Annotated in this window: 22 protein-coding genes and 1 pseudogene; 4 read left to right on the forward strand and 19 right to left on the reverse strand. The window is 63.9% G+C overall.

Annotated elements, in window-relative coordinates; genetic code table 11:
- Window positions 1–117: 117 nt before the first annotated feature.
- Window positions 118–258: pseudogene (locus NGJ21_RS15830) on the forward strand (DUF6021 family protein); the annotation flags it as partial.
- 34 nt (window positions 259–292) lie between these two features.
- Here the strand turns inward: NGJ21_RS15830 and NGJ21_RS15835 are convergent.
- The 3 genes from NGJ21_RS15835 to NGJ21_RS15845 are packed head-to-tail and all read right to left on the reverse strand — an operon-like array spanning window position 293 to window position 5402.
- Entirely contained in the window at window positions 293–2053 is a 1761-nt protein-coding gene (locus tag NGJ21_RS15835; RefSeq protein WP_251962366.1) for a S8/S53 family peptidase, read from the reverse strand.
- Between the two features lie 3 nt (window positions 2054–2056).
- Window positions 2057–3910 (reverse strand): ABC transporter ATP-binding protein, encoded by a 1854-nt coding sequence (locus NGJ21_RS15840; protein ID WP_251962367.1) that lies wholly within the window; start codon window positions 3908–3910, stop codon window positions 2057–2059.
- A 16-nt stretch (window positions 3911–3926) separates the two neighbouring features.
- Window positions 3927–5402 (reverse strand): MFS transporter, encoded by a 1476-nt coding sequence (locus NGJ21_RS15845; protein ID WP_251962368.1) that lies wholly within the window; start codon window positions 5400–5402, stop codon window positions 3927–3929.
- Window positions 5403–5617: 215 nt separating this feature from the next.
- Between NGJ21_RS15845 and NGJ21_RS15850 the strand changes: the two genes are divergently transcribed.
- Entirely contained in the window at window positions 5618–5998 is a 381-nt protein-coding gene (locus NGJ21_RS15850) for a termination factor Rho (protein WP_115275117.1), read from the forward strand.
- Window positions 5999–6022: 24 nt separating this feature from the next.
- On the opposite strand, the gene NGJ21_RS15855 is transcribed toward NGJ21_RS15850, so the two are convergent.
- The 13 genes from NGJ21_RS15855 to gspE form a co-directional block, all read right to left on the reverse strand.
- The gene (locus NGJ21_RS15855; RefSeq protein WP_046785533.1) at window positions 6023–7147 is read right to left on the reverse strand and encodes a mechanosensitive ion channel family protein; all 1125 of its coding nucleotides are present in this window, start codon (window positions 7145–7147) and stop codon (window positions 6023–6025) included.
- Between the two features lie 199 nt (window positions 7148–7346).
- Entirely contained in the window at window positions 7347–9479 is a 2133-nt protein-coding gene (mtlD, locus tag NGJ21_RS15860) for a bifunctional mannitol-1-phosphate dehydrogenase/phosphatase (protein ID WP_119688787.1), read from the reverse strand.
- Between the two features lie 399 nt (window positions 9480–9878).
- On the reverse strand, window positions 9879–12116 hold the full coding sequence (gene gspD / locus NGJ21_RS15865) for a type II secretion system secretin GspD (RefSeq protein ID WP_251962369.1): 2238 nt from the start codon (window positions 12114–12116) through the stop codon (window positions 9879–9881).
- A complete protein-coding gene (locus NGJ21_RS15870) occupies window positions 12113–12622 on the reverse strand; it encodes a type II secretion system protein N (RefSeq protein WP_125922902.1) in 510 nt (169 codons plus the stop codon). Before NGJ21_RS15870 ends, gspD begins: the two co-directional genes overlap by 4 nt.
- A complete protein-coding gene (gene gspM, locus NGJ21_RS15875; RefSeq protein WP_115275113.1) occupies window positions 12619–13230 on the reverse strand; it encodes a type II secretion system protein GspM in 612 nt (203 codons plus the stop codon). The genes NGJ21_RS15870 and gspM overlap by 4 nt, the downstream gene beginning before the upstream one ends.
- Window positions 13214–14263: a type II secretion system protein GspL gene (locus NGJ21_RS15880; RefSeq protein WP_251962370.1), complete on the reverse strand. Its 1050-nt coding sequence runs from the start codon at window positions 14261–14263 to the stop codon at window positions 13214–13216. The genes gspM and NGJ21_RS15880 overlap by 17 nt, the downstream gene beginning before the upstream one ends.
- Complete coding sequence (locus NGJ21_RS15885; protein ID WP_115275111.1) at window positions 14251–14964, reverse strand: type II secretion system protein GspK; 714 nt, start codon at window positions 14962–14964, stop codon at window positions 14251–14253. The genes NGJ21_RS15880 and NGJ21_RS15885 overlap by 13 nt, the downstream gene beginning before the upstream one ends.
- Window positions 14961–15566: a type II secretion system protein GspJ gene (locus NGJ21_RS15890; protein ID WP_119688793.1), complete on the reverse strand. Its 606-nt coding sequence runs from the start codon at window positions 15564–15566 to the stop codon at window positions 14961–14963. The genes NGJ21_RS15885 and NGJ21_RS15890 overlap by 4 nt, the downstream gene beginning before the upstream one ends.
- On the reverse strand, window positions 15563–15925 hold the full coding sequence (locus tag NGJ21_RS15895; protein WP_251962371.1) for a type II secretion system protein: 363 nt from the start codon (window positions 15923–15925) through the stop codon (window positions 15563–15565). Before NGJ21_RS15895 ends, NGJ21_RS15890 begins: the two co-directional genes overlap by 4 nt.
- Window positions 15922–16362, reverse strand: a complete 441-nt coding sequence (locus tag NGJ21_RS15900; RefSeq protein ID WP_046785526.1) for a GspH/FimT family pseudopilin — start codon at window positions 16360–16362, stop codon at window positions 15922–15924. Before NGJ21_RS15900 ends, NGJ21_RS15895 begins: the two co-directional genes overlap by 4 nt.
- A gap of 2 nt (window positions 16363–16364) precedes the next feature.
- Window positions 16365–16787, reverse strand: coding sequence for a type II secretion system major pseudopilin GspG (gspG, locus tag NGJ21_RS15905; protein ID WP_046785525.1), 423 nt, complete (start codon window positions 16785–16787; stop codon window positions 16365–16367).
- 10 nt (window positions 16788–16797) lie between these two features.
- Window positions 16798–17997, reverse strand: coding sequence for a type II secretion system F family protein (locus tag NGJ21_RS15910; protein WP_251962372.1), 1200 nt, complete (start codon window positions 17995–17997; stop codon window positions 16798–16800).
- Between the two features lies 1 nt (window position 17998).
- Entirely contained in the window at window positions 17999–19690 is a 1692-nt protein-coding gene (gspE, locus tag NGJ21_RS15915) for a type II secretion system ATPase GspE (RefSeq protein ID WP_039604478.1), read from the reverse strand.
- A 482-nt stretch (window positions 19691–20172) separates the two neighbouring features.
- On the opposite strand from gspE, the gene NGJ21_RS15920 reads away from it, so the two are divergent.
- Together NGJ21_RS15920 and NGJ21_RS15925 are read left to right on the forward strand one after the other, a co-directional pair.
- Entirely contained in the window at window positions 20173–20415 is a 243-nt protein-coding gene (locus tag NGJ21_RS15920) for a hypothetical protein (protein WP_251962373.1), read from the forward strand.
- A gap of 76 nt (window positions 20416–20491) precedes the next feature.
- A complete protein-coding gene (locus NGJ21_RS15925) occupies window positions 20492–23146 on the forward strand; it encodes a beta-glucosidase (protein ID WP_251962406.1) in 2655 nt (884 codons plus the stop codon).
- A gap of 8 nt (window positions 23147–23154) precedes the next feature.
- On the opposite strand, the gene NGJ21_RS15930 is transcribed toward NGJ21_RS15925, so the two are convergent.
- The 3 genes from NGJ21_RS15930 to NGJ21_RS15940 all read right to left on the reverse strand — a co-directional run bounded on the left by NGJ21_RS15930 (window position 23155) and on the right by NGJ21_RS15940 (window position 25819).
- Complete coding sequence (locus tag NGJ21_RS15930) at window positions 23155–23799, reverse strand: TetR/AcrR family transcriptional regulator (protein ID WP_204917748.1); 645 nt, start codon at window positions 23797–23799, stop codon at window positions 23155–23157.
- 72 nt (window positions 23800–23871) lie between these two features.
- Complete coding sequence (locus NGJ21_RS15935; RefSeq protein WP_251962374.1) at window positions 23872–25212, reverse strand: MATE family efflux transporter; 1341 nt, start codon at window positions 25210–25212, stop codon at window positions 23872–23874.
- A 139-nt stretch (window positions 25213–25351) separates the two neighbouring features.
- Window positions 25352–25819 (reverse strand): DoxX family protein, encoded by a 468-nt coding sequence (locus NGJ21_RS15940; RefSeq protein ID WP_251962375.1) that lies wholly within the window; start codon window positions 25817–25819, stop codon window positions 25352–25354.
- Between the last annotated feature and the right edge of the window lie 8 nt (window positions 25820–25827).

Below are 25827 nucleotides of genomic sequence, written 5' to 3' on the forward strand. Positions count from 1 at the left end.
GAAAAAGCAGGCCAGGCAAAAGGCCAAGGTGAAGTAGAACGGGACAACGATGCCCGTCGGCCAGACGGCTCAAGCGGTACGGCGCATGATTCCACCGCGCAACAAACCGCGCGAGGCAAGGGGCCGCACTCGTCCGAACACGCCGACACCGAGGATGACCTGGGCTTTGACCCGGACTCACCGGATCTGGACGACCCGCAGGTCGATCCCCAAGGGCCGGCCAAGCCGCCCAGGGATGTGGAGAAAAAGGCAACATGATCGAGGCCGTGAGCGCGGATGTGCTGGGTGATGCTCAGCGCACCCGCTCACGGCTTTGTACCGAAAGCTCCAGGGCTTTTTGCATGTCCAGCCGCGCAGAACGCCCCACGTCCCGGTCATGCAACTGAAAGTTGCGCTCGGAGGGCAGGATCGGTGCGGTGAGGTCTTCGGCGTCCTCTCGCTCGAAGTCGTGATTGCCGCCAATGGTCATGGCGCTGCGGCGCAGCAGCATGCGTAGCTGCTCGGGCTGCAGCTGCGGGTTGATCGACAGCATCGCGGCTACCAGGCCGGTGACCATCGGGGTGGCATAGGACGTGCCGCAATGCACCGCGCCGGGCTGGCCTGCCTGGCGGGTCGAGGCGTGGGCGCAGGCTGCGGCGGTGATGTCGACGCGCATGTCTACATTCGAGGTGCTGCGCTTGACGGCGTAGTTCGGTGACTCGACAGGGGCAGAAGCCTGCCCGCTACGTTGATGGCCGCCCACCACGAGCAATTGTTCGGTGATGAAGGAGGAGGGCAGGCGATACTCGTCGGTGCCCGAGAACGAGGCGCCGTTGCCGGCCGAGTTGACCACGACCACATCCGGATGGGCCTTGCGCAGCCAGAGAAAGAACTCCTCGAGCAGCTCTTCATAGCCGCCCATGGCAATCCCGGAGCGCAGCAGGGAATCCACCTCATCGCCTTGCACGTTGCGCGCACCGACGCGGTGAATGCCCCAGCTCCAGTTGAGTACGCGCACGCCGTCCTCGACCAGGTTCACCGATGCGGCGATGTTGGCGGTGATACCGGCATCGGAGTTGCGTTCGACAATCACCTCGAAACCACCTGCCGCCTTGTCCAGCCCCCGCAGGAAGCCGGTGTTGCCCCCGTCATCCCAGCCGGCGGCGAGAATGCCGGCGACGGTTGTGCCGTGGTTGTCCGGCTTGCTGGCATCCTGGGCATACACGCAAGTGCGGTGCCCCTCGCAGGCGCCCAGGTAGTCTGCGAAATCTGCGGTATCGAAGTCGACATTGCGTTCGATCACCCCGACCCGAACCGGAGTGGGCAGCACCGGCACCTGGCGGCCCGGGATGCGCCGCTGGTAGTAGTGCACCGCATCGAGGAAGCGGTTGGCAGCCCATTCGTCCGAGCCTTGCGCAGGCTTGCTGGCCCCCGGTGCCTCAGTGGGGGCGTGTTCTGCCTCTTCGGGCGCCGATTCCTCCACCACCACCGCGTCCACGCTGGTTTCACCGCCCAGCCGTAACACCAGCGCGTCACGCTGCACCAGGTCCTGGGCGGGCAGGCGCAACTGATACAGGTTCAGAGGAGCGATGCTGCCCACCACCTTGGCCCCGTATTTACGGGCCAAACGTTCGGCTTCCTGGCGGCCGTCGTGGTCCTCTTCTATCAGCACGCTGACGAGGTCGACATAGGTGGTCAGGCCATCCATGTTTCTGGCCACTTCCTTGGGCCCTGCGGCCAGCACATGGTTGTTGTGCAGGGTAAGCCAGGCGGCATTGCTGGCGCGCGGGCCGTCCTGCAACCACAGCGGCCCGCTTTGCACGGCCGTGCCGTCCAGTTGCAGGCGCAAGGTATCACCCTGGCGCTGGACACGCTCCGGGGCCACTGCTTTGCCGCTGAGCAGCAGTTGCGGTGTGGCCTGGCCAAGCCCCTGCACGCGCAGGCACCAGGTCTGCTGCTGGTTGTCCATCAAGTCGCCGCAGCGTTTGAGCTGTTGCAGGCGCAACGGCTGCTCGGCGAACGCAGCGGTACTGACAGCCAGCGCCAGGGCAAGGGCAATCCGTGAACGGCCCATGGCTTACTCCATGGCCTCGGCCACGCCCTGATCCTCACCCAGGAAGCCACCGCTCTGGTGCTGCCACAGCCTGGCATAGGTGCCGTTCCTGGCGAGCAGTTCGCTGTGGGTTCCCTGTTCTATGATGCGCCCCTCGTCCATGACGATAAGCCGGTCCATGGCGGCGATCGTCGACAGCCGGTGGGCGATGGCGATGACCGTCTTGCCCTCCATCATTTCATTGAGGCTTTCCTGGATGGCGACCTCGACTTCCGAATCCAGCGCGCTGGTGGCTTCATCGAGCAGCAGGATCGGGGCGTTCTTGAGCATGACCCGGGCGATGGCGATGCGTTGGCGCTGGCCGCCTGAAAGCTTGATGCCGCGTTCACCCACCAAGGTGTCATAGCCGCTGTGGCCTTGCCGGTCGCTGAGCTGCTCGATGAATCCGTCGGCCTGGGCGTTGGCTGCGGCGCGGCGGATCTGTTGCTCGGTCGCATCGGGGCGGCCGTAGGCGATGTTGTCGCGGATGGAACGGTGCAGCAGGGAGGTGTCCTGGGTGACCATGCCGATGGCGCTGCGCAGGCTGTCCTGGGTGACCTTGGCAATGTTCTGCCCATCGATGCGTATTTCGCCGCTGTCGACGTCGTAAAAACGCAGCAGCAGGTTGATCAGCGTGGACTTGCCCGCACCGGAACGGCCCACCAGGCCGACCTTTTCGCCTGGGCGAATGTGCAGCGTCAGGCCATCGAGCACCTGACGTTCGCCGTTGTAGTTGAAGCTGACATTGTCGAAGTCCACCGCACCGCCAGTGGTCTTGAGCACTCCGGCGTTCGGTGCATCCTGCACCTTCGGGCCGCGCGTGAGGGTTTCCATGCCATCCTGCACGGTGCCGATGTTCTCGAACAGCGAAGTCATCTGCCACATGATCCAGTGCGACATGCCGTTGACCCGCAGTGCCATGGCGGTAATCGCCGCAACGGCGCCCGTGCCCACTTCGCCCTGGTGCCAGAGCCACAGGGCATAGCCGCCAGCGCCAGCGATCAGGCCGACCACCAGCGCCTGGTTGACGATCTCGAACTGGCTGACCAGGCGCATCTGGCGAAAACCGGTGAGCTTGAAGTCTTCCATGGCCGCCCGCGCAAAGTGCGCTTCACGCTTGGAGTGCGAGAACAGCTTCACCGTAGTGATGTTGGTGTAGGCGTCCGACACTCGCCCGGTCATCGACGAACGCGCGTGGGCCTGCTCCTGCCCCACTTGCCCCAGGCGCGGCACGAAGTACAGCATGGCCAGCCCGAACAACGCGACCCAGGCAATGAAAGGCAGCATCAGCTTGAGGTCGAAGCCGCCGGCCAGGGCGATGATCGCGATGAAATACACGCCGATGCCCGGTGCGATCTCGATAATGGTGAACAACACCTCGCGCACCGCCAGGGCCGTCTGCATCACTTTGGTGGTGACCCGGCCGGAGAACTCGTCAGAGAAGAACGAAAGGCTCTGACGCAGCATCAGCCGGTGGAAGTCCCAACGCAGCCGCAGCGGCAGGTTGATCGCTAGTACCTGGTGCTGCACCATCGTGCGCAGCGCCACCAGGCCTATGCTGGTCAGCAATACGATGGCGATGCCCCACAACACCCGGGTTTCCTGCCCATCGGCAGCGCCGCCCGCCTGCCAGGCCGCCAGCAGGTCGACGACCTGCCCCAGGAAGGAAAACAGCCAGGCTTCATAGATCGACACCCCGGCACTGAGCAGCGCGAGCGCAAGCACATAGCCACGCGCGCCTCGCGTGCAGGCCCACAGGAAGCGCAGCAGGCCAACCGGGGGTGGTGGAGCCTCGTCGGGTGGGAAAGGGTCGAGCCGTCGTTCAAAGGCGCGCAGCATAAAGTCTCCGAATGGTTCAGGTATCGCTCACTTGCGACAGGGGCCTGGCCACGTGTTCAAGTGGCCGTTGTTCTGCCGCCACGCCCCACAGCGCCTGGGCCAGTGCCGCGATGATCATCAACGCTGCGCCGATCAGGTAGCCGTACAGGACATTCAGGCGCTCGCCGGTCTCGATCAGCGCGCCGAACAAGGTCGGGCCGATCAGGCCGCCAAGCCCTGTGCCGAATGCATAGAATACGGCAATGGCCAGCGCGCGGATTTCCAGCGGGAAGGTTTCTGCCACTGTGAGGTAGGCCGAACTGGCGGCTGCCGAGGCAAAAAAGAAAATCACCATCCAGGCAATGGTCTGCTCGGTCACATCGATCAGTTGCTGCTGAAACAGGTAACCGCTGATGGCCAGCAATACCCCGGAAAGCAGGTAGGTCGAGCTGATCATGATGCGCCGCCCGACCACGTCGAACAGCCGGCCTAGCAGCAACGGCCCGCAGAAATTGCCCAAGGCGAACGGCAGGATGTACCAGCCTACCTGGGCAGGCGGCACGTTGTAGAAGTCGGTCAGCACCAGTGCATAGGTGAAAAAGATCGCGTTGTAGAAAAAGGCCTGGGCGCTCAGCAGTGTCAGCCCGACCAGTGCCCGCCGCCGGTGCACCACGAAGAGGCTTTGGAACACCTCGCGCAGTGGCGTGTGATCGCGTGCGCGCAGGCGCAGGGCCGGGCTTTGCAGCGGGGGGATGGGGATGCCGCGCTGGTGGTAATGGCGCTCGATGGCGGCGACGATGCGCTCGGCCTCTTCCGGCTGATTGTGAATCATCAACCAGCGTGGGCTTTCCGGTATCCACAGGCGCATCAGCAGGATCAGCAAGCCGAGTGCCGCGCCAATGCCGAAACACAGCCGCCAGCCCAGTTCGCCGCCCAGCACCGCTGGGTCGAGCAAAACCACTGCGCCCACTGCACCCAACGCTGCACCGATCCAGAACGTACCGTTTATGGTCAGGTCGACCCAGCCGCGGTAGCGCGCCGGGGTGAATTCCTGGATGGTCGAATTGATGGCGGTGTACTCCCCGCCGATGCCGGCCCCGGTGAGCAAGCGAAACAGCAGAAAGCTCCACAGGTCCCAGGCGAACGCCGTGGCAGCCGTTGCGCCGATGTACAGCACCAGCGTGATGAAGAACAGCTTGCGCCGCCCCAGGCGGTCGGTTAGCCAGCCGAACAGCAATGCACCCAGTACGGCTCCGGCGATGTAGGCTGCGCCTGCCAGGCCGATCTGGATATTGGTCATTGCCAGCGTCGGGCTGGCCTTGAGGGCGCCCGACACCGAGCCGGCCAATGTCACCTCAAGGCCGTCGAGCAGCCAGGTGATGCCCAGCGCCATGACCAGCAAGGTGTGAAAACGCGTCCACGGCAGCCGGTCGAGGCGGGCCGGAATGTCGGTGCTGTAGAAGCGCTTCTGCGCAGAAGCGCCGGCTGGTTGCTGCAAGGCGTGGGTCGTCATGGCACGTCCTGTTGGCTGACGGGGCAGGGCTGTTGGGTCAGCGTCTTTCAGAAGAGCCCATAGGCGGATAAAAGTTTGATTCGTTTCGCTCGGGGCAGGCCATCAGCCCAGTTTGGCATGCCACGGTGAACATTCACGGCCCCACGCCCTCAAAATCACAGGGTCTCAAGGTTGTGCCTGCAGCCCGGAATTCCAACCACAGAGGAGTCAATGTCATGCCACGTGGAGACAAGGACAAATACACCGAAAAGCAAAAGCGCAAGGCTGAGCACATAGAAGAAAGCTATGAGCATAAGGGGGTCTCCAAGGATGAGGCCGAGGCTCGCGCATGGGCTACCGTCAACAAGCAGTCCGGAGGTGGCGAGAAAGCTGGGGGCTCAGGCAAGAAGACCACGCCCGGCGAAAAGAGCACCGCGCGTTCTGATTCCGCCAGGCGTGCGGCCAAAACCCGTCAGGGCCATGCCCGCGCATCAGGCTCGTCCCTGCAGACCCAGACCAAGGAAAGCCTGATGAAGGAGGCCCGCAGCAAGGACATCAAGGGCCGCTCCAGCATGACCAAGGCCCAATTGGTCGATGCCCTGCGCAGGCACGGTTGAAAACGGCCAGGGCCCAAGTGCCGCTCAGGCCTCCTTGAAGCCCCGCCCCTCGATGCCCTGGCCCAGGGCATCGGCCCCTTGCGGCAGCGCTGTGACCTTGATCGCCCGCACCGGTACCGCGAATTTTGCGCCGATTCTGGAGAACCGTTCGAGCAGGCGGAAGTTGATGGCCTGCTGGATGTCCATGTAGAGGTTGTAGCCTGGGTCCTTGACGATGTAGACGCATTCGAACTCCAGCGCCTCCTTGCCGAAACCGCGCAAGTGGGCGCGGTCGAAACGCGCCTGCTCTTGTGCCTTGATCGCTTCCTCGACAATGGCCGGGGCTTTTTTCACGGCCTCGGTCGGGGTGTCGTAAGACAGGCCGAACTCAAAGACGATGCGCCGCTCCTGCAGGCGCTTGTAGTTCTGGATGGTGCTGCTGATCATGCTGGCGTTGGCCATGACGATCTGCTCACCGCCCAAACTGCGGATGCGCGTGGTCTTCAGCCCGACCTGTTCGACGGTGCCGGCCAGTGCGCCGATGACGATGAAGTCGCCCACCTCGAACGGCTTGTCCACGGCAATCGCCAGCGAGGCGAACAGGTCGCCGAGGATGTTCTGCACGGCAAGCGCAACGGCAATGCCGCCCACGCCCAGGCTTGCGACGAAGGCGGTGATGTTCACGCCCAGGTTCGACAGCATGGCCAGCAGTACCACCGACCACAGCAGCACCCGTGCGCCCCACCCCGCCAGGGTGGCCAGGGCGCTGCCCTGATTCAGGCCCGCGGTGCTGTGCCGGGCGAAGTAACGGTTAAGGCCCAGGCCGATGGCGCGGTTGACCCACAAGCCGATCTGCAGCGCCGCCACCACGAACCAGAGGCTGCCCACCCGGCTCAGCCAGCGCTCGGGCAGGTCGAGCATGCTCAGGCCTACCAGAACAGAGGCAAGGAACAGCAGGAAGTTGCTGGTGCCGGACAGCACTTTGGCCATTACCTGGCTCAGTGCGCCGTCATGCTCGGACCAGCGTTGCACCCGCCTGAGCAAAAAACTGATGGCCGCCCGGGTGGCCAGGAAGGTCAGGGCGGCGACAGCCAGTGCCAGCAGCAGGTTGAGGATGGAAATACCGAACACGGTGGTGTCGGTGAAAAATTCGATGATGCGATCGTTCATGAGCGATTGGCCTCCTGGTTGCCCTTGAGTGAATTCGCACGTGCAGTTCATCGGACGCCGACAGGGCGTGAGAGGTCGATCGGATTTTGGGTTTTTCTCGGCCTTTGCATGCCTTGAGCGCTTCGACGCCCTTGAGAGCGAGCGCCGCGCGGGCGGCGCTCGCTCTCAAGGGCGTCTGCATATCACGACGAACCAGGCCTCACTGCGCCGCGTACATCACCGAATCCTGCTCCTGCTGCAACTGCCTGAAATTCCCTGCAATGGCCTCGATCAGCGCCGCGTCGCCAACCGGGTCCAACCCCGGGTAAGGCTTGCCGTTGTAATCGCCCTTGTGGGTAAGCACAGCCTCGACGCTTTCGCCATTGTCCTGGTAAAGCCGCTTGATGGTCTGCGCTTCCAGGTCCTTGCTGTCTTTGCAGCGCAACGCATAGTGAATGCCAAGTGCAGCCCCGAAAGCCAGGCCGGGGGTTTCGATGCCGTGCTTGTGGGCAAGGTCGATGCTGCTCAGGATGCGCTCGTTGCGCTGAAGCTTGCGCAGGGGGTCGCGCCCCACACGGGCACAAGGGTCTTTGAACGACGTTTTGCAGCGCTCCAGGAAGGTGCTGGCAAAATCGCGCACCGCCTCTGCCATGTCGGCATTCTCAGCCACCAGTGCTGGCGCGACTTCCTGGCCGATCAGGCGCTCGGCCAGTTCACTGACCCGGTCGTCGCCCATGGCCTGGCCAACCCAGTCATAGCCCAGCAGGCTTGCATACCAGGCAATGATGGCGTGAGGGCCGTTCCACAAGCGGTTCTTGATGACCTGGATCTGGGCGATGTCGGCGACCGTTTTCACCTGGCGCAGACGCTCCAGCAGGTCACTGCCGCGCTCCACATACAACGGCATGTCCGGCTCGCTGTTGAACAGGATCAGGTGCAGCTGGCTCATCGCGTTGCTGGACTGCGCGAAAGGCCGGAATCGACAGATCAGGCGCTCGTATTCAGGTACCGGCGCGGATGGTTTGCTGGCCGGTGCAGGCTCGTCGTCGAGGCTGTTCTGGAACATTTGCGACTTGATGCGCAACTGGCGGACCAACGCCTCGTTGCTGAGCTTGGACACGATGCGGCTGACCACCGTTTCAGCGAAATGGGTCTTTTGCAGGATCTGTTGAGTGATGTCCGGCGTGCACAGCAACTCCAGCTCCGCCTGCACGTGCAGGCGCACGAACGCGGCGCCACCGATCTTGTTCAGCACGATCAGGATGGTCAGGTCACGGCCCCGGCGCTCGAAGCGTCGCAGCAAGCCTTGGGCAATCACCTTGGCCTGTTTGCGGATGGCCTGCTCCGGCAGGCTCAGGCCGATGATTTCTGCCGCGTTGTACATGTCGATCACCGCCTCGGCATCGTCCATGTCGATCATGCGCACATTTTCGATGGTCTGGTCGAACGAGGTGGCGCCGTAACGCACGCTGTAACGGCCAAACGCAGAAACGGTCTCGCGCAGCATGCGCGAACGGGTGGCGGCGATGATTTCACATGGCCGGGTGTAGCCGTCCCAATGGGAAAACACCTGGGTCAGGTAACCGCCGCCGATGGCGCCGAACCCGTGAATGCCGACACGGAACTGGTTCAGTGACGCTGGAAAGGGCTCTTCAAGCTGCGGCATGCCCAGGTCAGGCACGCACTCGCTCAAGTCAGCCAGGAATTCATTCATGCTGCGGTAGGCTTTCAGCGCGCCCGCTTTGACTTCAGCGGCCGGCGGCTTGATGTCTTCGATCAGGATCGCCTGGCCTTCGGCGCGGATGGCCGAAAGCATGCCGTTTTCCGAGTCTTCGACCATGAAGCACTGGCTCGGCTCGCAATTGAGTGCGGTGGCGGCGCGCAGGAAGATTTCGGGGTGGGGTTTGCCTTGGCTGACTTCGTCGCCACACACGGTGATGTCGAAATACTTGAGCACATTGGCATTGATCAGGTACTCCTCGGCGATGGCGCGGCGGCTGGAGGTGGCGACCGCCATGGTCAGGCCAGACTTGCGTAGCCGCTCCAGCACTTCCAGCAAGCCGGCCTTGATCGGTACGCCGTGATTGCGCACGTACTCCAGCTCAAGCTCATCGGCGCGCTGGCGGATCTGGGCGTACGGGAAGCCGTCACCGTTGTGGGCCTTGGCGAGGGCCTCGGCCTTTTTCGCGCTCAGGCCCAGCGAGCCGATCAATGTTTGTTCGCTCAGCGCTTTGCCGGCAATTTCCAGCGACGCTTGTTTCAACGTCTTGAAGCGCAGGCGCTCGGTATCGAACATGGTGCCATCCATATCGAAGATGGCGCTGAAAATGCGTTTGCCCTGAAAAAAGATCATTCGGTATTGCCCCTTGGTGAATCGTGATTCATCTCGGCTTGCAGACGGGTACAAGCGAGCATTGCGAAAAAAACCGCTGCTTGAGCTGTCAGGTAGGGGGCATGCGATCGACAGGGCCGCGCACCGGCGCGACGTAGAAATAAGGGGGAACAGAGCGGGGAGTGCAGAGGATGTCTGCGAGCTTCGAGGCAGCTCGGGCGCCTTGTTTGACTTCACGCCCACTGGCTGCAGATCGGTTTGCAGACAGTGAGCGCAAATAGCGATGGATACGTGTGATTCCTGGCATGGGGTACTTCGCTTCCTTTGTTTGTAACTGGGATTCCTTTTTTACCCTTGCACGGATGCGCAGTGACATGCAACCGGCAAGGGCCCAGTAGGGAACCATGCACGGTTTGTTCTCTACCTGTTCAGCGCTGCTTGCTCCCTGAGCACCTGCATCTGCTGGCGATAATCCGCGGTGACCTGGCGCGCCTGTTCGGGGTTGTTCACGACCCTTGGCGTGATCAGCACGATCAACTCGGTACGGTCACGGCTTTTGGAGGTGCTGCCGAACAGCCAGCCCAGCCCGGGTATGCTCGACAGGCCCGGCACACGGGTATCGGATTGGCCGTTGTCCTGCTTGATCAGGCCCCCCAGCAGTACCGTCTGGCCGCTTTGCACTGCCACTTGGGTCGATACCGCACGGCTGGAAATGCGCGGGTTGGGCTGGGTGGTGGTGACGGCGCTGTCGTCGGCGTCGCTCACTTGCTGCTGGATGTCCATGTACACCAGGCCACCGGGGTTGATCCGTGGCACGACATCGAGAATGACACCTGTCTGCACGTATTCGACGCTGCTCAGGGTGGTGTCGGAGTCGCTGGTGTTGACGGTGGTCTGGCTGATCGGAATGTTGTCGCCGACCTGGATCTGCGCCTGCTGGTTGTTCAGCACCACCAGCGAGGGGGCCGAAAGCACCTGGGTCAGGCCGCGTGTTTCCAGCGCGCGCAGGGCCACCTGCAGGTTGCTGCTGACGAAGGAGTAGAACATCGAGGCGCTGCCCAGCGCGACGCCACCGGCACCGAGCGCACCCTGGCTGCCGCTTTCGTTGGCGACGGTGGTGCTGGACGAATTGCCGGCCAGGCGGCCCAGGTACCACTGCACGCCCAGGTCCAGATCGCCGGTGAGCTTGACTTCGAGGATGCGTGTTTCGATCTGCACCTGCAGCGGCGGGCTGTCCAGGCGCTTGATGGCCGATTCGATCTCTTTCCACTGGGCTGGCCGCGTGCGTACCAGCAGCTGGTTGCTGCTTTTCTGCGCGGTGATGCGCACCGACTCCTCAAGGCTCTTGGCCGAGCCGTCGCCCGGCTCGGCGCTGCTGGCCTGGGTTTGCTCAGTGTCCTCGTAGTCATCCTCCGATGGCGCCTGGCCGATACTGGCCCGGGTGCTCATGCCAGTGCCGCCCAGGCCTTGGGCCGACTGGCCGCCGGTGCCGTTGAGCGAGGTCAGGCTGGTGGTCTTGAGCCCTGGCGCGACGCTGGCCGCCTTGTCGTCGTTGATCTGCCCCGAGCCATAGATCTGGCGCAGATATCGGGCAAGGTCCGCCGCTTTCATGTTGCGCACGTCGTACACGAACAGCTGCGGTTCGTTGCCACCGCCTTCATCGATGGTGCGGATCCAGTCACCGACTTCCTGCAGATACTCCGGTTGCGCAGAGATGGCGACGATCGAGTTGGTGCGTTCGTTGGGCATGAACCTGACCATGTCCGACAGTGGCATGCCGCTGTCGGGCCCGAACAGCTTCTGCAGCTGCGGCATGAGCTCGGCCACCGAGGCGCGTTGCAGGCCGTAAACGCCAATCGACATGCCCTTGAGCCAGTCGACGTCGAAGGTGTCGATGGTGTCCTGGTAGTTGGCCAGTTCATCGGGGGTGCCTGCCAGGCTGATCACGTTGCGGGCCGGGTCGACCAACAGGAAGGCATTCTCACGTACGAAAGGCTTGAGCAGCTTCTGCATTTCGCTGGCGCCGATGTAGCGCAGCGGGTAGAGCCGGGCGGCGAGGCCCGTGGCAGGCTGGGCGACCGGCACCTGTGGCACCAGTTTGCCGGCGACGGCCTTGTCGGCCGGCAGGATCACATAGCGCTCGCCCTGGCGGATCATGGCGTTATCGGTCCACGACAGCAGCGTTTCCAGAATCGACAGTGCCTGCTGCTTGGTGACCGGCTTGGAGGTGGAGAAACTGACGCTGCCTTTGACACCTTGGCTGATGCTGTAGTTTTCATGCAGCAGGTCGCCCATGACGCTGTTGATCACCGCCTCGATGGGCTGGTCGGTGAAGTTGAACACGATATCGCCTTGCTCATCCTTCGCGGCGGGGGGCGTTGCCGAGGCCTTGCGGATGAAACGCTGGTTGCCGGTGATGATCTGCCGGCCAGGCGCGGTGCGCGGGGCCGTAGCAGCGGGCGGGGCAGCGGGCTCGAGGCTGGTGACCACAGGTGCTGGGGCGTCGGCGCCGTTGAAGGCTTGCTGCAGCAGCGCCGGGTCGGTGTGCAGGTCACGTTGCGTGGTGGCGCAACCGGCCAGGGCGACGGCGACACTCAGGCCGAGCAATGGCGCACGCAGAGTAGGGAATGGGTGGCGTGAAGGAGCTTGCATGGTCATGGGGTTTCAATACGCGGAAGAGTGATGGCGGAGGCCTTGGACGGCGGCGGCAGGCGCAGCAGTGGCATGCTCAGGGTGTGCTGTTGCCCGGCACGGGTGAAGGTTGCGCTCAGCGCGGTCAGCCGGGTGAGGGTCCAGCCGCTTGCCAGCGTGCTGCCCAGCGCAACCTTGCTGGCTGGTTTGCGGCCTTCGCGCAGGTAAGCCCAGCGCGACTGCCCGTCGAGCACCACGCCGGTCAGCGTCAGGTTGGCCAATGCAGGGCTGTGCTGGCCTTGCTGCTGTGGGTCGGGCTGACGGTCAACGCTGAAGATCGGGTGCGCCCAGGTGGCGGCACGCACTGGCTGGGCGAGCTCGGCCAGTGGCGCCGGTGGCTGGTGGGCGGGCGTTGCTGACGGCTTTTGCGCCGGCAGCCACTGCGGTGGGTTTGGCGCGACAAGCATCCAGGCGACCACGGCGAGGGCACTGACATTGGCAGCCAGCAGCACCAGATGAGCGGCACGCATCATGAGTCGCTTCCTTCTGCTGGCTGCGCGTGCAGGTAACCGCGTATCAGCAGGTGGACTTCCAGGCGCCCGGCAGGCCCCTTGGCTGGCGCCGCAGCACTGCGGCGTATGCTCAGCTGGTCGATGAACAGGCTGGGCTGGCCGTACTCCAGTGCATGCAGCAGGGCCGCCAGTGGTTCGATGGCGCAGGCCAGCGTCAGGCTGACCTTGACCGGGCGATAAGGCTCGGCCTGGCCCTGCTCGGCGGGGGCGATGGGCATGCGCTGGGTGATATCGCAGCCGGGGCCGACGTGCGCCTGCGCCTTCACCTGATCGACGGCACGCTGCATCAGGTCGGCGGCTACGGCGTTGGGGTCTTCGCCCGGCAGCAGGCTGTTGCGTTGGGCGGGGTCGTTGCGGCTGCGCTGCAACTGGGCCTGCAGTTCAGGTTGCTGAAGCATTAGGCTGGCATAGCGCCGTTGCTGCTCGCGCAACGTCTGGGCTTGCGCGTCCAGGCTGCGCAGGGGGGCGAGCAGCAGGCATTCGAACACCAGGTACCAGGCCAGCCAAAGCAACAGCGCGAGCACGCCCAAGGCGCAGAGCTTGCGTTCTCTGCTAGTGAGTGGGCGCATGCGGCACCTCCTGGCTGAGCTGGGCGGTGATGGAAAAGCGCTCGCGGCCCGTGGTTTTGTCGGCCTGGATGATGCCTTTGAACTGCGCGTGCTCAAGCGTGGTGCAGGTCTTTACCTGCGCCAGCAAGGCACTGGTGCGTTCGCTTTGGCCGGTGAACGTCACTTGCGTGCCATCGCTCACTTCCAGCTGCTCTATCCAGGTGTCGTCGCCCACGCAGGCGGTGAGGTCGGCCAGCAGCGCAGTGACGGTGGGGCGTTGTGCCTTGAGGCTGGCCAGGTAGGTCGAGGCGCCCAGCGTGGTGTCCAGGGCCTGGCGCAAGTGCTGCACCTGCTGGGCGGCCTCGCGTTGTGCCGCCACTTCGCGCTGCATGGCCAGAACCTCGCCCTGGCGGCGCTCCAGCCAGGCTGCGCCAAGCATTACGCAACAGGCTGCGCAGCCAAGCCACAGCCAGCGGCCCAGCTGGCCTGGGCGTGACCGCGTGCGGGCGCTTTCGGCCGGCAGCAAGTCGATCATCAGGCGTTCGCCCCGGGCGTCCAGTGCATCGATGCCGACCAGGTGCACACCCTGTTCGCCACAGGCAACCAGCAGGGTGTCGAGGGTACTGCGTGCGATGGCCACCAGTTCAACCTGGGCCTGTGGTGCGCGGCGCTGCGCCACGCGGGCGACAAAGTGGACCTGGTCGGCGGTATACGGCGTGTATCGATCGATTTCGTAGGCCAGCACCTGCATCAGGTTGCGCGTGGCGGCGACGGGCAGCTCGATGTGCTGCGTCAGCACGTGCGAGGCAGGCAGCAGCAGAACGGCAGGCTGGCCGTGCTCGCAATCGGCAGGCAAAGGCCATGGCAGCACCTGCGGCGTATTACCGTTGCCAAGGCGCGCGGCGATCGCCTGCGGGAGCATGCCCAGCAGCTCGGCCCGCCATGCGCTGAGCCAGTGCCGGGCACGGCTGGCCCGCCAGCGTGCCTGGTAAAGCTGCTGTTGGCTGCCCCAGCGTGCCGCACAGTGTTTTGCCAGGCGGATCAATCCTGCCACCTCAATACCCGGTAAGGCTTGCCACCGGCGTAGGCCGGCAGCAGCACGAAGGTTGCCTTCAGGCGTGACTGAAAGCCGCCGGGCAAGGTGGCCTGGCTGGTGACGGTGAGGATCGGCCCGCCATCCGGCGCGGGCCCGTGATAGTGGGGCAGGCCCAGCACACTGGCCAGTGTGGGTGATGCCAGGCTGGGGTCGGGCTGGGCATTGCCCGACCAGACGGTGATGAAGGGCAGGGCACGGTCATAGACGGCGTAGCTCATGCCGGGCAGTTCGCGAAATTCTTCGAGCATTCGCAGGGGTACCTGGTTGCGCCTCGTCCTTAAAGCCTGAGTGATGATTTTCGAGCGTTCGGCGGTGGCGCCACTGGCACGCAGCAGTTTTGCCAGGCTCGTTGAAGGTGTTGCGTTGAGGTCCAGCTTGCCCCGTTCGCTGACCACACTGATGTGCAGCGTGCTGCCTGCAAAGTGGGCCACGTGGACTTGACCATCGGCGAGCCAGCGCGCCTGGCCGTCGCGCAGCAGGTTGGCCACGGCCAGGTTGAAGCCTGCCTGGGCGGCGAGCCCGGCCTGGGTCTGGTTGCCTTGCCAGCGGGCCTGGCGCTGCTGCAGTTGGACCGATACCGCCAAACCGCCGAGCAGCACGCTCAGCAAACCGACGACCCAGAGCACCAGCAACAGGGCCGCACCGCGCTGGCGGCTCATGGCCGGCCACCGTCGCCGGACAGGTCAAGCAGCAGGTTGACCTGCAGCAGCGGCCAGGCCTGAGTGCCTTGCAGTTGCACCGCCACGCGTACTGCCTGGGGCAGCCGCTCGGGCCACGGCCACTGGGGCATCCAGCCGGTGGCCTTGCCCAGCGGGGAGTAGCCGCGGTAATTCAGGTGCAGCCCTTTGACCCCCTCCAGCAAACGCTGGGGCTCGCCCCAGGCCTGCAGGCGTTGGCCTTGCAGCCTGGCCAACTGGATCTGCAGACGCCCTTGACGCAGTTGCAGGCGCTGGCGGTAGATCCCCCCGCCTACAGAGCTTGGCAGCGGGGCGAAAAACACCACTGTGTCGTTTTGCCCTTCGAATGTTGCGGTGTGGGCGCCCTGGCCGGTCGCTGCGGTCAATGGCAACACCTGGCCCAGCGCCTGGCGCAGGAACCGCTGGGTTGCACGCAGTTCATCGAGCCGGGCGCTGTAGCGCTCGGCCTTTGCCACTGAGCGGTTGGCCGCCACCAGGGCGCTACCGACCAGCCCCAGCAGCAACCCCAGCAGGCTGATGACCACCAGGATCTCCAGCAGGGTAAAGCCTGCCTGGCGCTTCATGTTCCACTGCCTGGCGCGCGTGCGCGCAGGGTGCTGTAGCGCCAGGTGTGCCCGCTCTCGCTCAGGGTAAGGTCCAGCCGGTACAGGTCAAGGCGTGTGGGCACTGCCTGCTCCAGGGTGACGTCCAGCACCCAGTCGATGCCCTGCCAGCTCCCCCGTTGCTGGCCCACGGCAAGCGGGCCCAGGTCGAAGTCGTCCAGCAGCGAACGCGCCGCCGCGTTGTGGCGGTCACTGCGCTCTACCTGCGCCAGTGAGCGGCTGCTCTGGGCGAATGCGCCCAGCAGGATGCTCGAGGCCACCACCAGCAGGGCAATCGCTGCCAGCATCTCCAGCAGGGTGAAACCGCGCTGACGGTTCATGGCAACTCCCGCACTTGCACACTGCCGGTGAGCCAGCTGACGTCGATGCGCCAACGCGCCTGGCCGCGGCTGATCAGGATGTTGCCGCCGCTGGCCGCGCCATCGGGGTAGAACTCAAAGCCCGCCCCCAGGCCGCGGGCCGTCTGCAGGCGCACGGTGAAGTCTTCGGGCCAGCCCTGGGGCGTGCGCCCGGGTGCCTGCACCTGCCTGCGCTGCAGGTCGAAGCTCGCGCGCACCGGTTGCCCGCTGGCGATGGCCTGCACGCGGGCGCTACGCAGCGCCGACACCATGTTTGCCAATGCACTGCGCTCATGGGCCACCAGCATGCCCCGGCCAATGCCAACGGCCAGGATCGACGTGGCAACGCCGACCAGGACGATGACGATCAGCAGTTCGAACAGGGTAAAACCGCGTTCGCGGGGCGGGCGGGCTGCCATGGTTATTCCCAGTTGCCCACGTCGGCCTTGTAGCCTTCGCCACCGACCGCGCCATCCTGGCCGAGGAAGATCAGGTCGAAGCTGGCGTGGCTACCGGGGAAGTGGTAAGCGAAACCATGGCCAAAGGGGTCGACCAGGTCCGAGGGCTTGGCATACGGCCCGGCCCAGCGGCTGGCGTTGGCCGGCTTTTTTAGCAGTTGTTCAAGGGTTGCCGGCGGCGCCCCGACATCCAGGGCATAGCTTTCGACCTTCATGCTCAGGCTGGCCAACTGCGCCTTGCCGGCACCGTACTTGCCCTTGTCGACGTTACCGCCGACCTGGCGCACCACGATGGTCGCGACAATGCCCAGCAGCACGATCACGGCAAGCATTTCGAGCAGGGTGAAGCCCGCTTGGCGGGCGTTGAAGCGTTGCTTGGAGGGCATGGGCGGTTTCCTAGATATTGCTGGTAAGGCTCATCAGCGGCAGCATGATGGCGAGCATGATTGCCGCCACCATCACCGCCATGACGATGGTCAGGGTGGGCACCAGCGCCGCGAGCAGGCGGTCGATGGTGCGTTTGGCTTCAAGGTCATAGACATCAGCGACTTTGAGCAGCATCGCGCCGAGGGTGCCCGACTGCTCACCGACTTCGATCATCTGCAAGGCAAGCTCCGGCAGCAGGGCCTCTGCCGATAGCGCAAGGCTCAGGCTGCTGCCTTGCCTGACCTGGTCGGTGGTGCGCTCCACATGCTCGCGCAGGGCATGGTTGGCACTGACTTCGCGGCCGATCGCCAGTGAACCGAGCAGGGTGACGCTGTTGCTCAACAAGGTGCCCAAGGTGCGCGCCAGGCGTGCGGTTTCCAGGCGCTGCAGCAGCGGGCCGAACAGGCGGTTGCGCCACAGGCGCAGGTCCTGGGCGATGCGCCTGCGCGGGTCACGCCGCGCGGCCAGGCCAAGCCAGCTGGCGCCGAGCAGCGTCAGCAGGCAGGCCAGCCCCCAGGCATTGACGAACTCGCCCATGGCCAGCACGGCGCGGGTCACCAGCGGGATGGGCACGCCCAGGTCCTGGAAGATCGGTACGAATTGCGGCACCACATAGGCCAGCAGCAGCGCCAGCGAGCCGACCACACCGATCACCAGGAAAGCCGGGTAGATCAGCGCGTTGATCACTTCGCCACGCAGTTTGTGGCTTTGTTCCAGGTAGCCGGCAAGCTGGGCCAGGGTCACTTCGAGTACACCGCCGGCCTCGCCGGCCCGCACCAGGCTGGTGTAGAACGGTGAGAAACTGCCGGGGTGTTCTTCAAGCGCCTGGGACAGCGGCAAGCCGGCTTTGACCTGCTCGCGCACCCGCTCCAGCACGGCCTGGGCGGCGGGCCTGCGCACGTTCTTCAGTACGGTGCGCAGCGCCCGGTCCAGGGGTTGCCCGGCGCTGAGCAGGGTAGTGAGCTGCTGGGTGATGGTGATCAGTTCCACCGGCTGGAATACGCTGCGCGCCTTGCCCGAACGCAGCAGGCGGCTGCCCTGCCTGAGCTGCAGGATCAGCAGGCCGCGCCGTTGCAACTGGCGAGCGGCGTGGTCACGGTCACTGGCGTCCAGTTCGCCTTGCTGCTTGCGGCCTTCGCTGTCGAGCGCGGTATAGGAAAAGGTCGGCACCTCAATCACCACCCGTGACACGCAGCACTTCTTCAAGCGAGGTGACGCCGGCCAGGGCCTGGCGCAGGCCGTCCTCATAGAGGGTCACCAGCCCGTTGCGACGGGCGTGGGCCTCCAGTGTGGCGGCATCGGTCTGGCGCATGAGCATGCCGCGCAGGTCTTCGTCCATGACCAGCAGTTCGGTGATCGCGCTGCGCCCATGGTAACCGCCGCCCGGCGCCTGCTCGTCTGGGCGGTACAGCATGATCGGACGCTGTTGCGTATAGCGGGCCAGTTGGTGGCGTTCGACCAGTTCGGCCGGTGCCTGGAAGGCGATACGGGTGGCCGGGTCGAGGCGGCGCACCAGGCGCTGGGCAAGGATGCCCTGCAGGGTGGAGGCGAGCAGGTAACCTTCGACGCCCATGTCCAGCAGGCGGGTGATGCTGGCGGCGGCGCTGTTGGTGTGCAGGGTCGACAGTACCAGGTGCCCGGTCAGCGATGACTGGATGGCGATGCGGCAGGTTTCCAGGTCGCGCATTTCACCGATCATGATCACGTCCGGGTCCTGACGCACGATCGAGCGCAATGCCGTGGCAAACCCCAGGCCGATGGCAGGCTTGACCTGGATCTGGTTGATGCCGGTGAGCTGGTATTCGACCGGGTCTTCCACGGTGATGATCTTGCGTTCGGCGGTGTTCAGGCCCGACAACGCGGTGTAAAGGGTGGTGGTCTTGCCCGAGCCGGTGGGCCCTGTGACCAGGAAGATGCCATGGGGGCGCGCCAGCAGATGCTCGATGCTGTGCAGGGTGGGGCCACGGATGCCCAGGCTGGCGAAGTCGAAACTCACGGTTTGCCGGTCCAGCAGGCGCATCACCACCGACTCGCCGAAACTGGTCGGCACGGTCGAGACCCGCAAGTCCAGCTCGCGGCCCTGAATGCGCAGCATGATCCGCCCATCCTGCGGCAGGCGGCGCTCGGCGATGTCCAGCCGGGCCATGATCTTCAGCCGCGAGATGACCGCCGCGGCGTAGCCTGCCGGTGGTGCTTCGCCTTCGACCAGCACACCGTCGACCCGGTAGCGCACTTTCAGCTGGGTTTCGAAAGGTTCTACGTGGATATCCGAAGCGCGACGGTCGACGGCGTGTTGCAGCATCAGGTTGACCAGGCGGATCACTGGCGCCTCGGAGGCCATGTCCTTGAGCTGTTCGATGTCGCCTTCGTCGATGCTGTCGTCGTCCAGGGTCTGGATCAGCGCGCCCATGGCCGAGCGGCCTTCACCGTAGGCCTGTTCGATCAGGGCGGTGATCTCGTCGCTGGTCCCTACCACCAGCTCTACCTGTTTTGCCGCCTGGTAACCGAGTGCGTTCAGCGCGTAGGCCGAAAGCGGCACGGCGGCGGCGACCTGCAAGTGGCTGCTGCTTTCACTGAGGGTGACCACGCCGTAGTGGCGGGCAAAGCGTTCAGTGGCCACAGGCGGGGTGTCGACACGCTGCCCGTCAAGCCTGGGCACGCCCAGCAACTCGGCGTAGGCCGCGGCCATTTGCTGCTCTCTTACAGCGCCCAGGCGCAGCAAGGTGCGCAGTTTTTCATGTTCGCCCATTGCCTGCGCCACGCCCAGGCGTGCAGCACGATTCATATCAGCCGGTTGCAATGCGCCAGCATTGAGCAGCCACTCACATATATCGTCAGCAGAAGGAATAGTTGATTTCATCATGATGGCTTAATGCAAGTACTGGCTATATAGCGGCACTTTACTACTTGTCAGGCCTGAAGTGGCCCGGAGAATACTTTGGAATTTTAATCGTTGCAACAGCCTATATTTTTGGTTTTTTCAGTGTGAATTAGCTGGCTGTTTTCAGCGGTCTCGAAAGCATATCACCCCGCTAAACCTAATTGCAACTAGGTTTAGCTTGAGGTGAATGTTTGCCGTAAATGCTCAAAAAAAGCATGAAAAAACTAGGCTAACAATAAATATTGAAATCTACCAATACATTTATGCTCTTAGCATGTGTTTAATGTAATTCTATTCTTTATATTTCGATGTTATTTGGCGTGGTTTTTTTGGTTTTTTGATGCGTTGCCCGCTGTGCACTTCATGAGCGCTTGAACTTTTCAGTTAACTGCCCAGACTTACGCGCCGGCCGGGCCCTGTTTGCGGCCCGCTAATTCCTGCATTCTTTTTTCGAGAACTATTCGATGAATAGACTACTGCTGCCGTTCGCCTGTTCGGCACTGCTGGCCGCTGTGCCAAGTGCCTTCGCAGATACAAACGGCGCCACTTCGGACTCAACGGCTTATGAAGCCCGTGAACAACTGGACAGCCAGCGCGAACAACTGTCCGGCGTCAGCGATGTTGCAAAGGGCGCCACTGATGCCAATGCCTTTGTCGACGTGCCGGTAGACACCGCCGATGCGCCGGCGCTGGTCAGCCAGCCGTAAGGCCGCAGGTTTGCCTGCTCCCATTCCGTTCTTGAGGATTCAACCCGTGAAACATTTCAAACAGGCCGTGAGCCTGATGGCGCTCGGCGTCATGCAGGCCTCGGGCGCTTTGGCGGCCGGGCCGGCCACCGGCAACGAGGTGGAGGCCCGGGTCAGCTCCATCCTGGATAACATGAACCAGGCCGAGAAGATCAACTTCACCCGGGTCAATGACGGCCACATGATCCCGTCGCTGCTCAAGTGGGGTATTCAGGGCACGGTGGCCTACGACTCGTCCATGGGCGTGCACGTCAATAACGCCACCTTTGGCGCACAGTACCCTTCGCAGTCGGCCCTGGCCGCCACCTGGAGCATCAACCGGGCCAAAGAGTTCGGCCTGGCCATTGCCTATGAAACGCGTATTTCCGGCGGCCAGCAGATGCTCTCGCCCGGGGTGAACCTGTACCGCACGCCCTACAACGGGCGTTCGGCCGAATACGTCAGTGGCGAGGACCCGTTCCTTGGCGCGGTGCTGGCGCCGGCCATCGTCAACGGCATCCAGGCCCAGGGGATCCAGGCCAGTGGCAAGCACTACCTGGCCAACGAGCAGGAGGCCAATCGCCAGGCGGTCAATGTCGTGGCCGATGAGCGCACGCTGCGTGAGCTGTACTTGCCCGGCTTCGAGTCGATGGTCAAGAACGCCAACGTGGCGTCGATCATGTGCGGGTTCAACAAGGTCAACGGCGACTACGCCTGCGAAAACCACCACCTGATCACCGAGGTGCTCAAAGGCGAGTGGGGCTATCAGGGCACCGTGATCAGTGACTTCAATGCCATTCACGACCCGTTCAAGGGCGCATGGGCCGGCACCGACCTGGACATGCCTTCGGGCCTGCAGTTCACCGAGGCCAACCTGCTGCCGTACCTGTGGAGCGGCCAGCTGACCCAGAACGTCATCGACGACAAGGTCAAGCGCAACCTACGTGCGGTGGTCAGCTACGACTTCCAGGAAAACCTCAACACGGCAAAGACGCTGGAGCACACCGAGTATGGCCAGCGCGCCTCGCTGAACGCTGCACGTGAAGGCATCGTGCTGCTGCGCAACGCCGATACCGCTGCTGGCAAGCCGCTGCTGCCCCTGGCGCGCACCGCCAGAATCGCAGTGATCGGCGACTGGGCCAACCAGGCGCCTGCCTCGCCGTTCGGTACCGCCAACTCGCCACCCAACAGCTACGTGACCGAACTCAGCGGGCTGCAGCAACTGGCGTCGAACAGCGCCAATGTCACTTACCTGTCGGCGTTGAGCCTGAACCCCAAGGCGGCAGTCTGGTACCAGCCGACCTCGTCCGGCAGCGGCGTCAGCAATGCCGGGGTGAAGGCCGAGTACTTCAGCAACACCAGCCTAAGCGGCGACCCGGTACTGACCCGCATCGAGCCGGGCGTGAACCTCAACTGGACCACCAGCACCAATGAAACCAGCACCGGCACCACTGCAGTGTCCGGCTTCAGCCCGACAGCGGGGGCGTTCTCCGCACGCTTCAGTGCGACGATCAAGCCGACCGTCTCGGGTGCGCATGTGTTCAAGGTGCGCGCCGACGGCCCTTACAAGCTTTGGGTCGATGGCAAGCTGGTGGTGCAGAGCGACGGCGTGCCGTACTCCTCTGATGTGGTCAACGCGCTGACCACCTCGGGCAAGAGCGCTGCCCTGGTGGCGGGCAAGTCCTACAACGTCAAGCTTGAGTACCGCCGTGTGCAAGGCAATTTCACGCCGGCACTGGGCGGCCTGGCAGGCGTTCAGATGAGCTGGGCGTCCCTGCGACCGCCGAAGGATATCGCCAGCTACGACGCCGTGGTGATCGCCGCAGGCACCAACTACGAGAACGAGGGTGAAGGCTCCGACCACGACTACGCGCTGCCGGACCAGCAGGCCGAGTTGATCAAATTCGTCACCAAGGCCAACCCGAACACCATCGTCGTCACCCATGGCGGCGGCGTGGCCGACATGCAGCCGTGGGCCAAGAAGGTTGGCGCAGCGTTGCATGCCTGGTTCCCGGGGCAACAGGGCGGCCAGGCACTGGCTGAAATCCTGTATGGCAAGGTGAACCCGTCGGGCAAGCTGCCAGTGACCATCGACAAGAAGATCGAAGACAACCCAAGTTACGCGTCCTACCCGGACCCGGCCGCCTACCGTGGCGACAACCCGCTGACCGAGATCGACTACAGCGAGGGGCTTTACATGGGGTACCGCGGCTATGACAAGAAGCACGCCAAACCGCTTTACCCGTTCGGCTTCGGCTTGTCGTACACCACGTTCGGCTATTCGGACTTGAAGCTCTCGACCAATGTGATGACCCCAGGCAACACCGTGAACGCCACGTTCACCCTGACCAACACGGGTGACAAGGCGGGCTTTGAGGTCGCGCAGCTGTACATTCAGCCGATCGACCCGCAAGTCGACCGCCCGAAGAAGGAGCTCAAGGGCTTTACCAAGGTGTACCTGGAGCCGGGCCAGAGCAAGACCGTGAGTTTGCCGATCGACTCGCGCTCGCTGGCGTACTTCGTGCAGAACACCGACAGTTGGGACGTCGATGCCGGCAAGTTCAAGGTGTGGGTCGGCCCGGACTCGGAAAACCTCACACTGCAGCGCACGCTGGTCACGCTCATGCCGCAACACTTGACCACGCGTGACAGCAACCCACTACCGGCACCGCTGCAAGCGGCGGTGCAGGTCAGCGACAGCCAGGCTTACTGACCGTCGCACTAGGCCTTGATGCAAGAGGCAAGGCGTAGCAGGTAGGCGTCGAAGACCGCTTCGACGTCGACCTGGTCCGGGGCGCGCAGCCACTGGATCTGCAGGCCATCCATCACGGCGAAGATCTCGGTCGCCAACGCCTTCGCATCAATGTCCTTGCGCACCTCGCCATGCTCGACCAGCGCCGCCAGGTGCGCCTGGGCGTGGGCGTGGGTCAGCGCGAATTTCTCCTTGTACCAGGGCCAGGCCGGGTGCTGCTCGGACAGGCTTTCGACGCTGATCATCATCGAAGCTTGGCACTCAAGCAGGTTCTGCACGCTGAAATTCATACTCATGCGCACGAAGGCCAGGAAGTTCGCAAGCGTCGGCGCCATCTCCAGCTCGGCAAACTTCTCCGTCACTCGCCGATCGCGCCGATCGAGCAAGGCCTGCAGCAACGACACCTTGTTGGGGAAGTGATGCAACAGCCCGACCGTGGTGATGCCGGCGATTTCGGCCACATCGCGCATGGAGGCTGCCGCATAACCGTCTTTGGCGAACACGGCGGTGGCCGCATCCAGCAGGGCGGCGCGGCGCATCTCGCCCTTGGGGGCACGGCGGCGTTTGGTGACCGGTGCGCTGGACGCTTCGGTTTCGTGATCCTGACCTGACATAAACCAACTTCAAGCTGTAGTGGGTGGTGTGCCGGTTCCGCTGAAGCGGCGAGGGCGATTATGGCAAAAGTTCTAGGGTTCGTGCGCCCGGTATGCGCCTGGGCGGTTGATCAGGATGGCCGTTGCGACGCTGGCCAGTGCGACCAGGGCATTGCCGACCCACAGCCCGAGCATGATGCCGCTGGCACCCTGCAGCGCTGCGCCTGCGGTGACGAAGGGCAGGGTACCCAAGGTGGCACGAAGCCAGGCGTAGAAGGCCACCCAGCCTGCCTGGCCACGGCAGATGAACAGCGAAATGGCGATGAAGTCCAGGCCCATGATGACCCACAGCCCCGGCCCGTACCGGCACAGGTCCTCGATCAGCGCCTGCCCCGGGCCTGACAGCGTGAAGGCAGGGCCAAGCCACGGCGCGGCGCTTGCCAGTACTGCCCAGGCGACCAGGCCGTACACCACCACCAGCCTGGCGGCGCTGTGCAAGGCTGCCTGTGAACGCGCATGGCAGTGCGCCCCCAGGTTCTGTGCCAGGATCGGCACCAGCGCGCCCGGCAAGGCGAAGTACAGGCAGTAGGTAATCTGCAGCACCCTGTCCATCACCGCCATGCCGGCCATGACCGACACCCCGAACAGCGCCAGTTGCGCCATGGTGTAGGTCAGGGCAACGGGCATCGCCAGATTAGCGAGGGTATAGGGCAAGGCAATGCGCATGATGCGTGCGCCATACAGCCGCAGCAGGCGTAGGCGTATGCGCGTGGCAAGGCCTACATGGGCCCTGACCAGGTACAAACCCGTCAGGCTGCCTGCTGTGGCTGCCACCAGGCAGGACAGGCCGGCGCCCAACAGTTTCAGGTCCAGACCAAAGATCAGTATCGGGTCGACGATGGCCAGGCAGGCGGCACTGGCCAGCACCACTGCCAGCGCGCGCCCGCTCAAACCTTGTGCCCGGAGCACCTGGGCCGTGGCTTGAGTGAGCGCCATCAGCACCGACGCCACCAGCGTCATGGCAATGAATTGCCGGGCAAGCGGTGAGGCGGGCGCATCGGCCCCCACCAGGCCGGCGAAGAAGTCCAGGTTGTACCACTGCAGTGCAGACACACTGGCCGAGACCAGCGCGGCGAGGATCAGCATGTGGCTGGTCAGCACAGGCACCGAGGCGCTCGAACCCTGGCCGACCCTGCGGGAGATCATGGTGCCTGCAGCGACGACAATGCCCGCCACCAGGCTTGAATTGAAAAAGGCCAGGGTCTTGGCGATGCCTACCGCAGCAATGAGTACTTCGTCATGCAGCAGGGCGACATACGTGAGCGTGAGAATGTCGGTCAGGAAAATCGCCAGCAGGCTCAGCGCACTGGTAAACGCCATTACCCGTACGTGGTGGGTCAATGAACCTTGGGTGAATGTGGCGGGGTGCTTCATCTTGGGGGGGGACCGCTAGGGTGGGGGCAACAGTGCGGTACCAAGACAACGTGGGCTGCGAAGAGTTTAATGGAAAAGCCGCGTGAGTGTTCTTCAGCCGACACGCTGCAACTGCCAAGTGGTAGCTGGCCGGCCGGGCTCAATTCAGCCGTAGCAACCGGTCCAGTGACAGAGCGCCGGCACCGCGGGCTATCAGCAACAGCAGCAGGCCAGCCCACGACAGGTGAGTAGGCCAGGCGTCCGGGTAGACGAATATCTGGATGACCGCTGTCATGCCGAGCAGGGCAAGCGCTGAAAGCCGGGTGAACAGGCCCAGTACCAATAGCAGTGGGAACAGGTGCTCGGCGTAGGTTGCCAGGTGGGCTGCGAGCCAGGGCGAAAGCAGCGGCAAGGCATACTCGCTCTGGAACAGCTCGTAGGTACTGGGCGTGATGCTCAGCAGACCCTCGACCTTGGTGCGGCCTGACAGGAAGAATATCGAGGCGATGCCCAGCCGCGCGACCAGGCACAACGCACTGTCGTTGAGCAGCCGTTGCAGGCAGTCGGCAAGGCCGTTCCAGCGTTGGCGCAGGCCAATGGGTGGAGCTGGGGGGCGCAGGGTGTCCATGGCCGTTC

The sequence above is a fragment of the Pseudomonas sp. Marseille-Q5299 genome, from assembly GCF_943737035.1.
Lineage (GTDB): Bacteria > Pseudomonadota > Gammaproteobacteria > Pseudomonadales > Pseudomonadaceae > Aquipseudomonas > Aquipseudomonas putida_E.

What these genes read in the sequence shown, in the direction of transcription:
- gspE (WP_039604478.1), bottom strand. Translation starts at nt 19,690, where the DNA reads ATGATGAAATCAACTATTCCTTCTGCTGACGATATATGTGAGTGGCTG.
- NGJ21_RS15935 (WP_251962374.1), bottom strand. Translation starts at nt 25,212, where the DNA reads ATGAAGCACCCCGCCACATTCACCCAAGGTTCATTGACCCACCACGTA.
- NGJ21_RS15840 (WP_251962367.1), bottom strand. Translation starts at nt 3,910, where the DNA reads ATGCTGCGCGCCTTTGAACGACGGCTCGACCCTTTCCCACCCGACGAG.
- NGJ21_RS15855 (WP_046785533.1), bottom strand. Translation starts at nt 7,147, where the DNA reads ATGAACGATCGCATCATCGAATTTTTCACCGACACCACCGTGTTCGGT.
- NGJ21_RS15895 (WP_251962371.1), bottom strand. Translation starts at nt 15,925, where the DNA reads ATGAACCGTCAGCGCGGTTTCACCCTGCTGGAGATGCTGGCAGCGATT.
- gspD (WP_251962369.1), bottom strand. Translation starts at nt 12,116, where the DNA reads ATGACCATGCAAGCTCCTTCACGCCACCCATTCCCTACTCTGCGTGCG.
- NGJ21_RS15925 (WP_251962406.1), top strand. Translation starts at nt 20,492, where the DNA reads ATGGCGCTCGGCGTCATGCAGGCCTCGGGCGCTTTGGCGGCCGGGCCG.
- NGJ21_RS15885 (WP_115275111.1), bottom strand. Translation starts at nt 14,964, where the DNA reads ATGAGCCGCCAGCGCGGTGCGGCCCTGTTGCTGGTGCTCTGGGTCGTC.
- gspM (WP_115275113.1), bottom strand. Translation starts at nt 13,230, where the DNA reads ATGCGCCCACTCACTAGCAGAGAACGCAAGCTCTGCGCCTTGGGCGTG.
- NGJ21_RS15890 (WP_119688793.1), bottom strand. Translation starts at nt 15,566, where the DNA reads ATGAAGCGCCAGGCAGGCTTTACCCTGCTGGAGATCCTGGTGGTCATC.
- gspG (WP_046785525.1), bottom strand. Translation starts at nt 16,787, where the DNA reads ATGCCCTCCAAGCAACGCTTCAACGCCCGCCAAGCGGGCTTCACCCTG.
- NGJ21_RS15940 (WP_251962375.1), bottom strand. Translation starts at nt 25,819, where the DNA reads ATGGACACCCTGCGCCCCCCAGCTCCACCCATTGGCCTGCGCCAACGC.
- NGJ21_RS15850 (WP_115275117.1), top strand. Translation starts at nt 5,618, where the DNA reads ATGCCACGTGGAGACAAGGACAAATACACCGAAAAGCAAAAGCGCAAG.
- mtlD (WP_119688787.1), bottom strand. Translation starts at nt 9,479, where the DNA reads ATGATCTTTTTTCAGGGCAAACGCATTTTCAGCGCCATCTTCGATATG.
- NGJ21_RS15845 (WP_251962368.1), bottom strand. Translation starts at nt 5,402, where the DNA reads ATGACGACCCACGCCTTGCAGCAACCAGCCGGCGCTTCTGCGCAGAAG.
- NGJ21_RS15920 (WP_251962373.1), top strand. Translation starts at nt 20,173, where the DNA reads ATGAATAGACTACTGCTGCCGTTCGCCTGTTCGGCACTGCTGGCCGCT.
- NGJ21_RS15835 (WP_251962366.1), bottom strand. Translation starts at nt 2,053, where the DNA reads ATGGGCCGTTCACGGATTGCCCTTGCCCTGGCGCTGGCTGTCAGTACC.
- NGJ21_RS15870 (WP_125922902.1), bottom strand. Translation starts at nt 12,622, where the DNA reads ATGATGCGTGCCGCTCATCTGGTGCTGCTGGCTGCCAATGTCAGTGCC.
- NGJ21_RS15900 (WP_046785526.1), bottom strand. Translation starts at nt 16,362, where the DNA reads ATGGCAGCCCGCCCGCCCCGCGAACGCGGTTTTACCCTGTTCGAACTG.
- NGJ21_RS15930 (WP_204917748.1), bottom strand. Translation starts at nt 23,799, where the DNA reads ATGTCAGGTCAGGATCACGAAACCGAAGCGTCCAGCGCACCGGTCACC.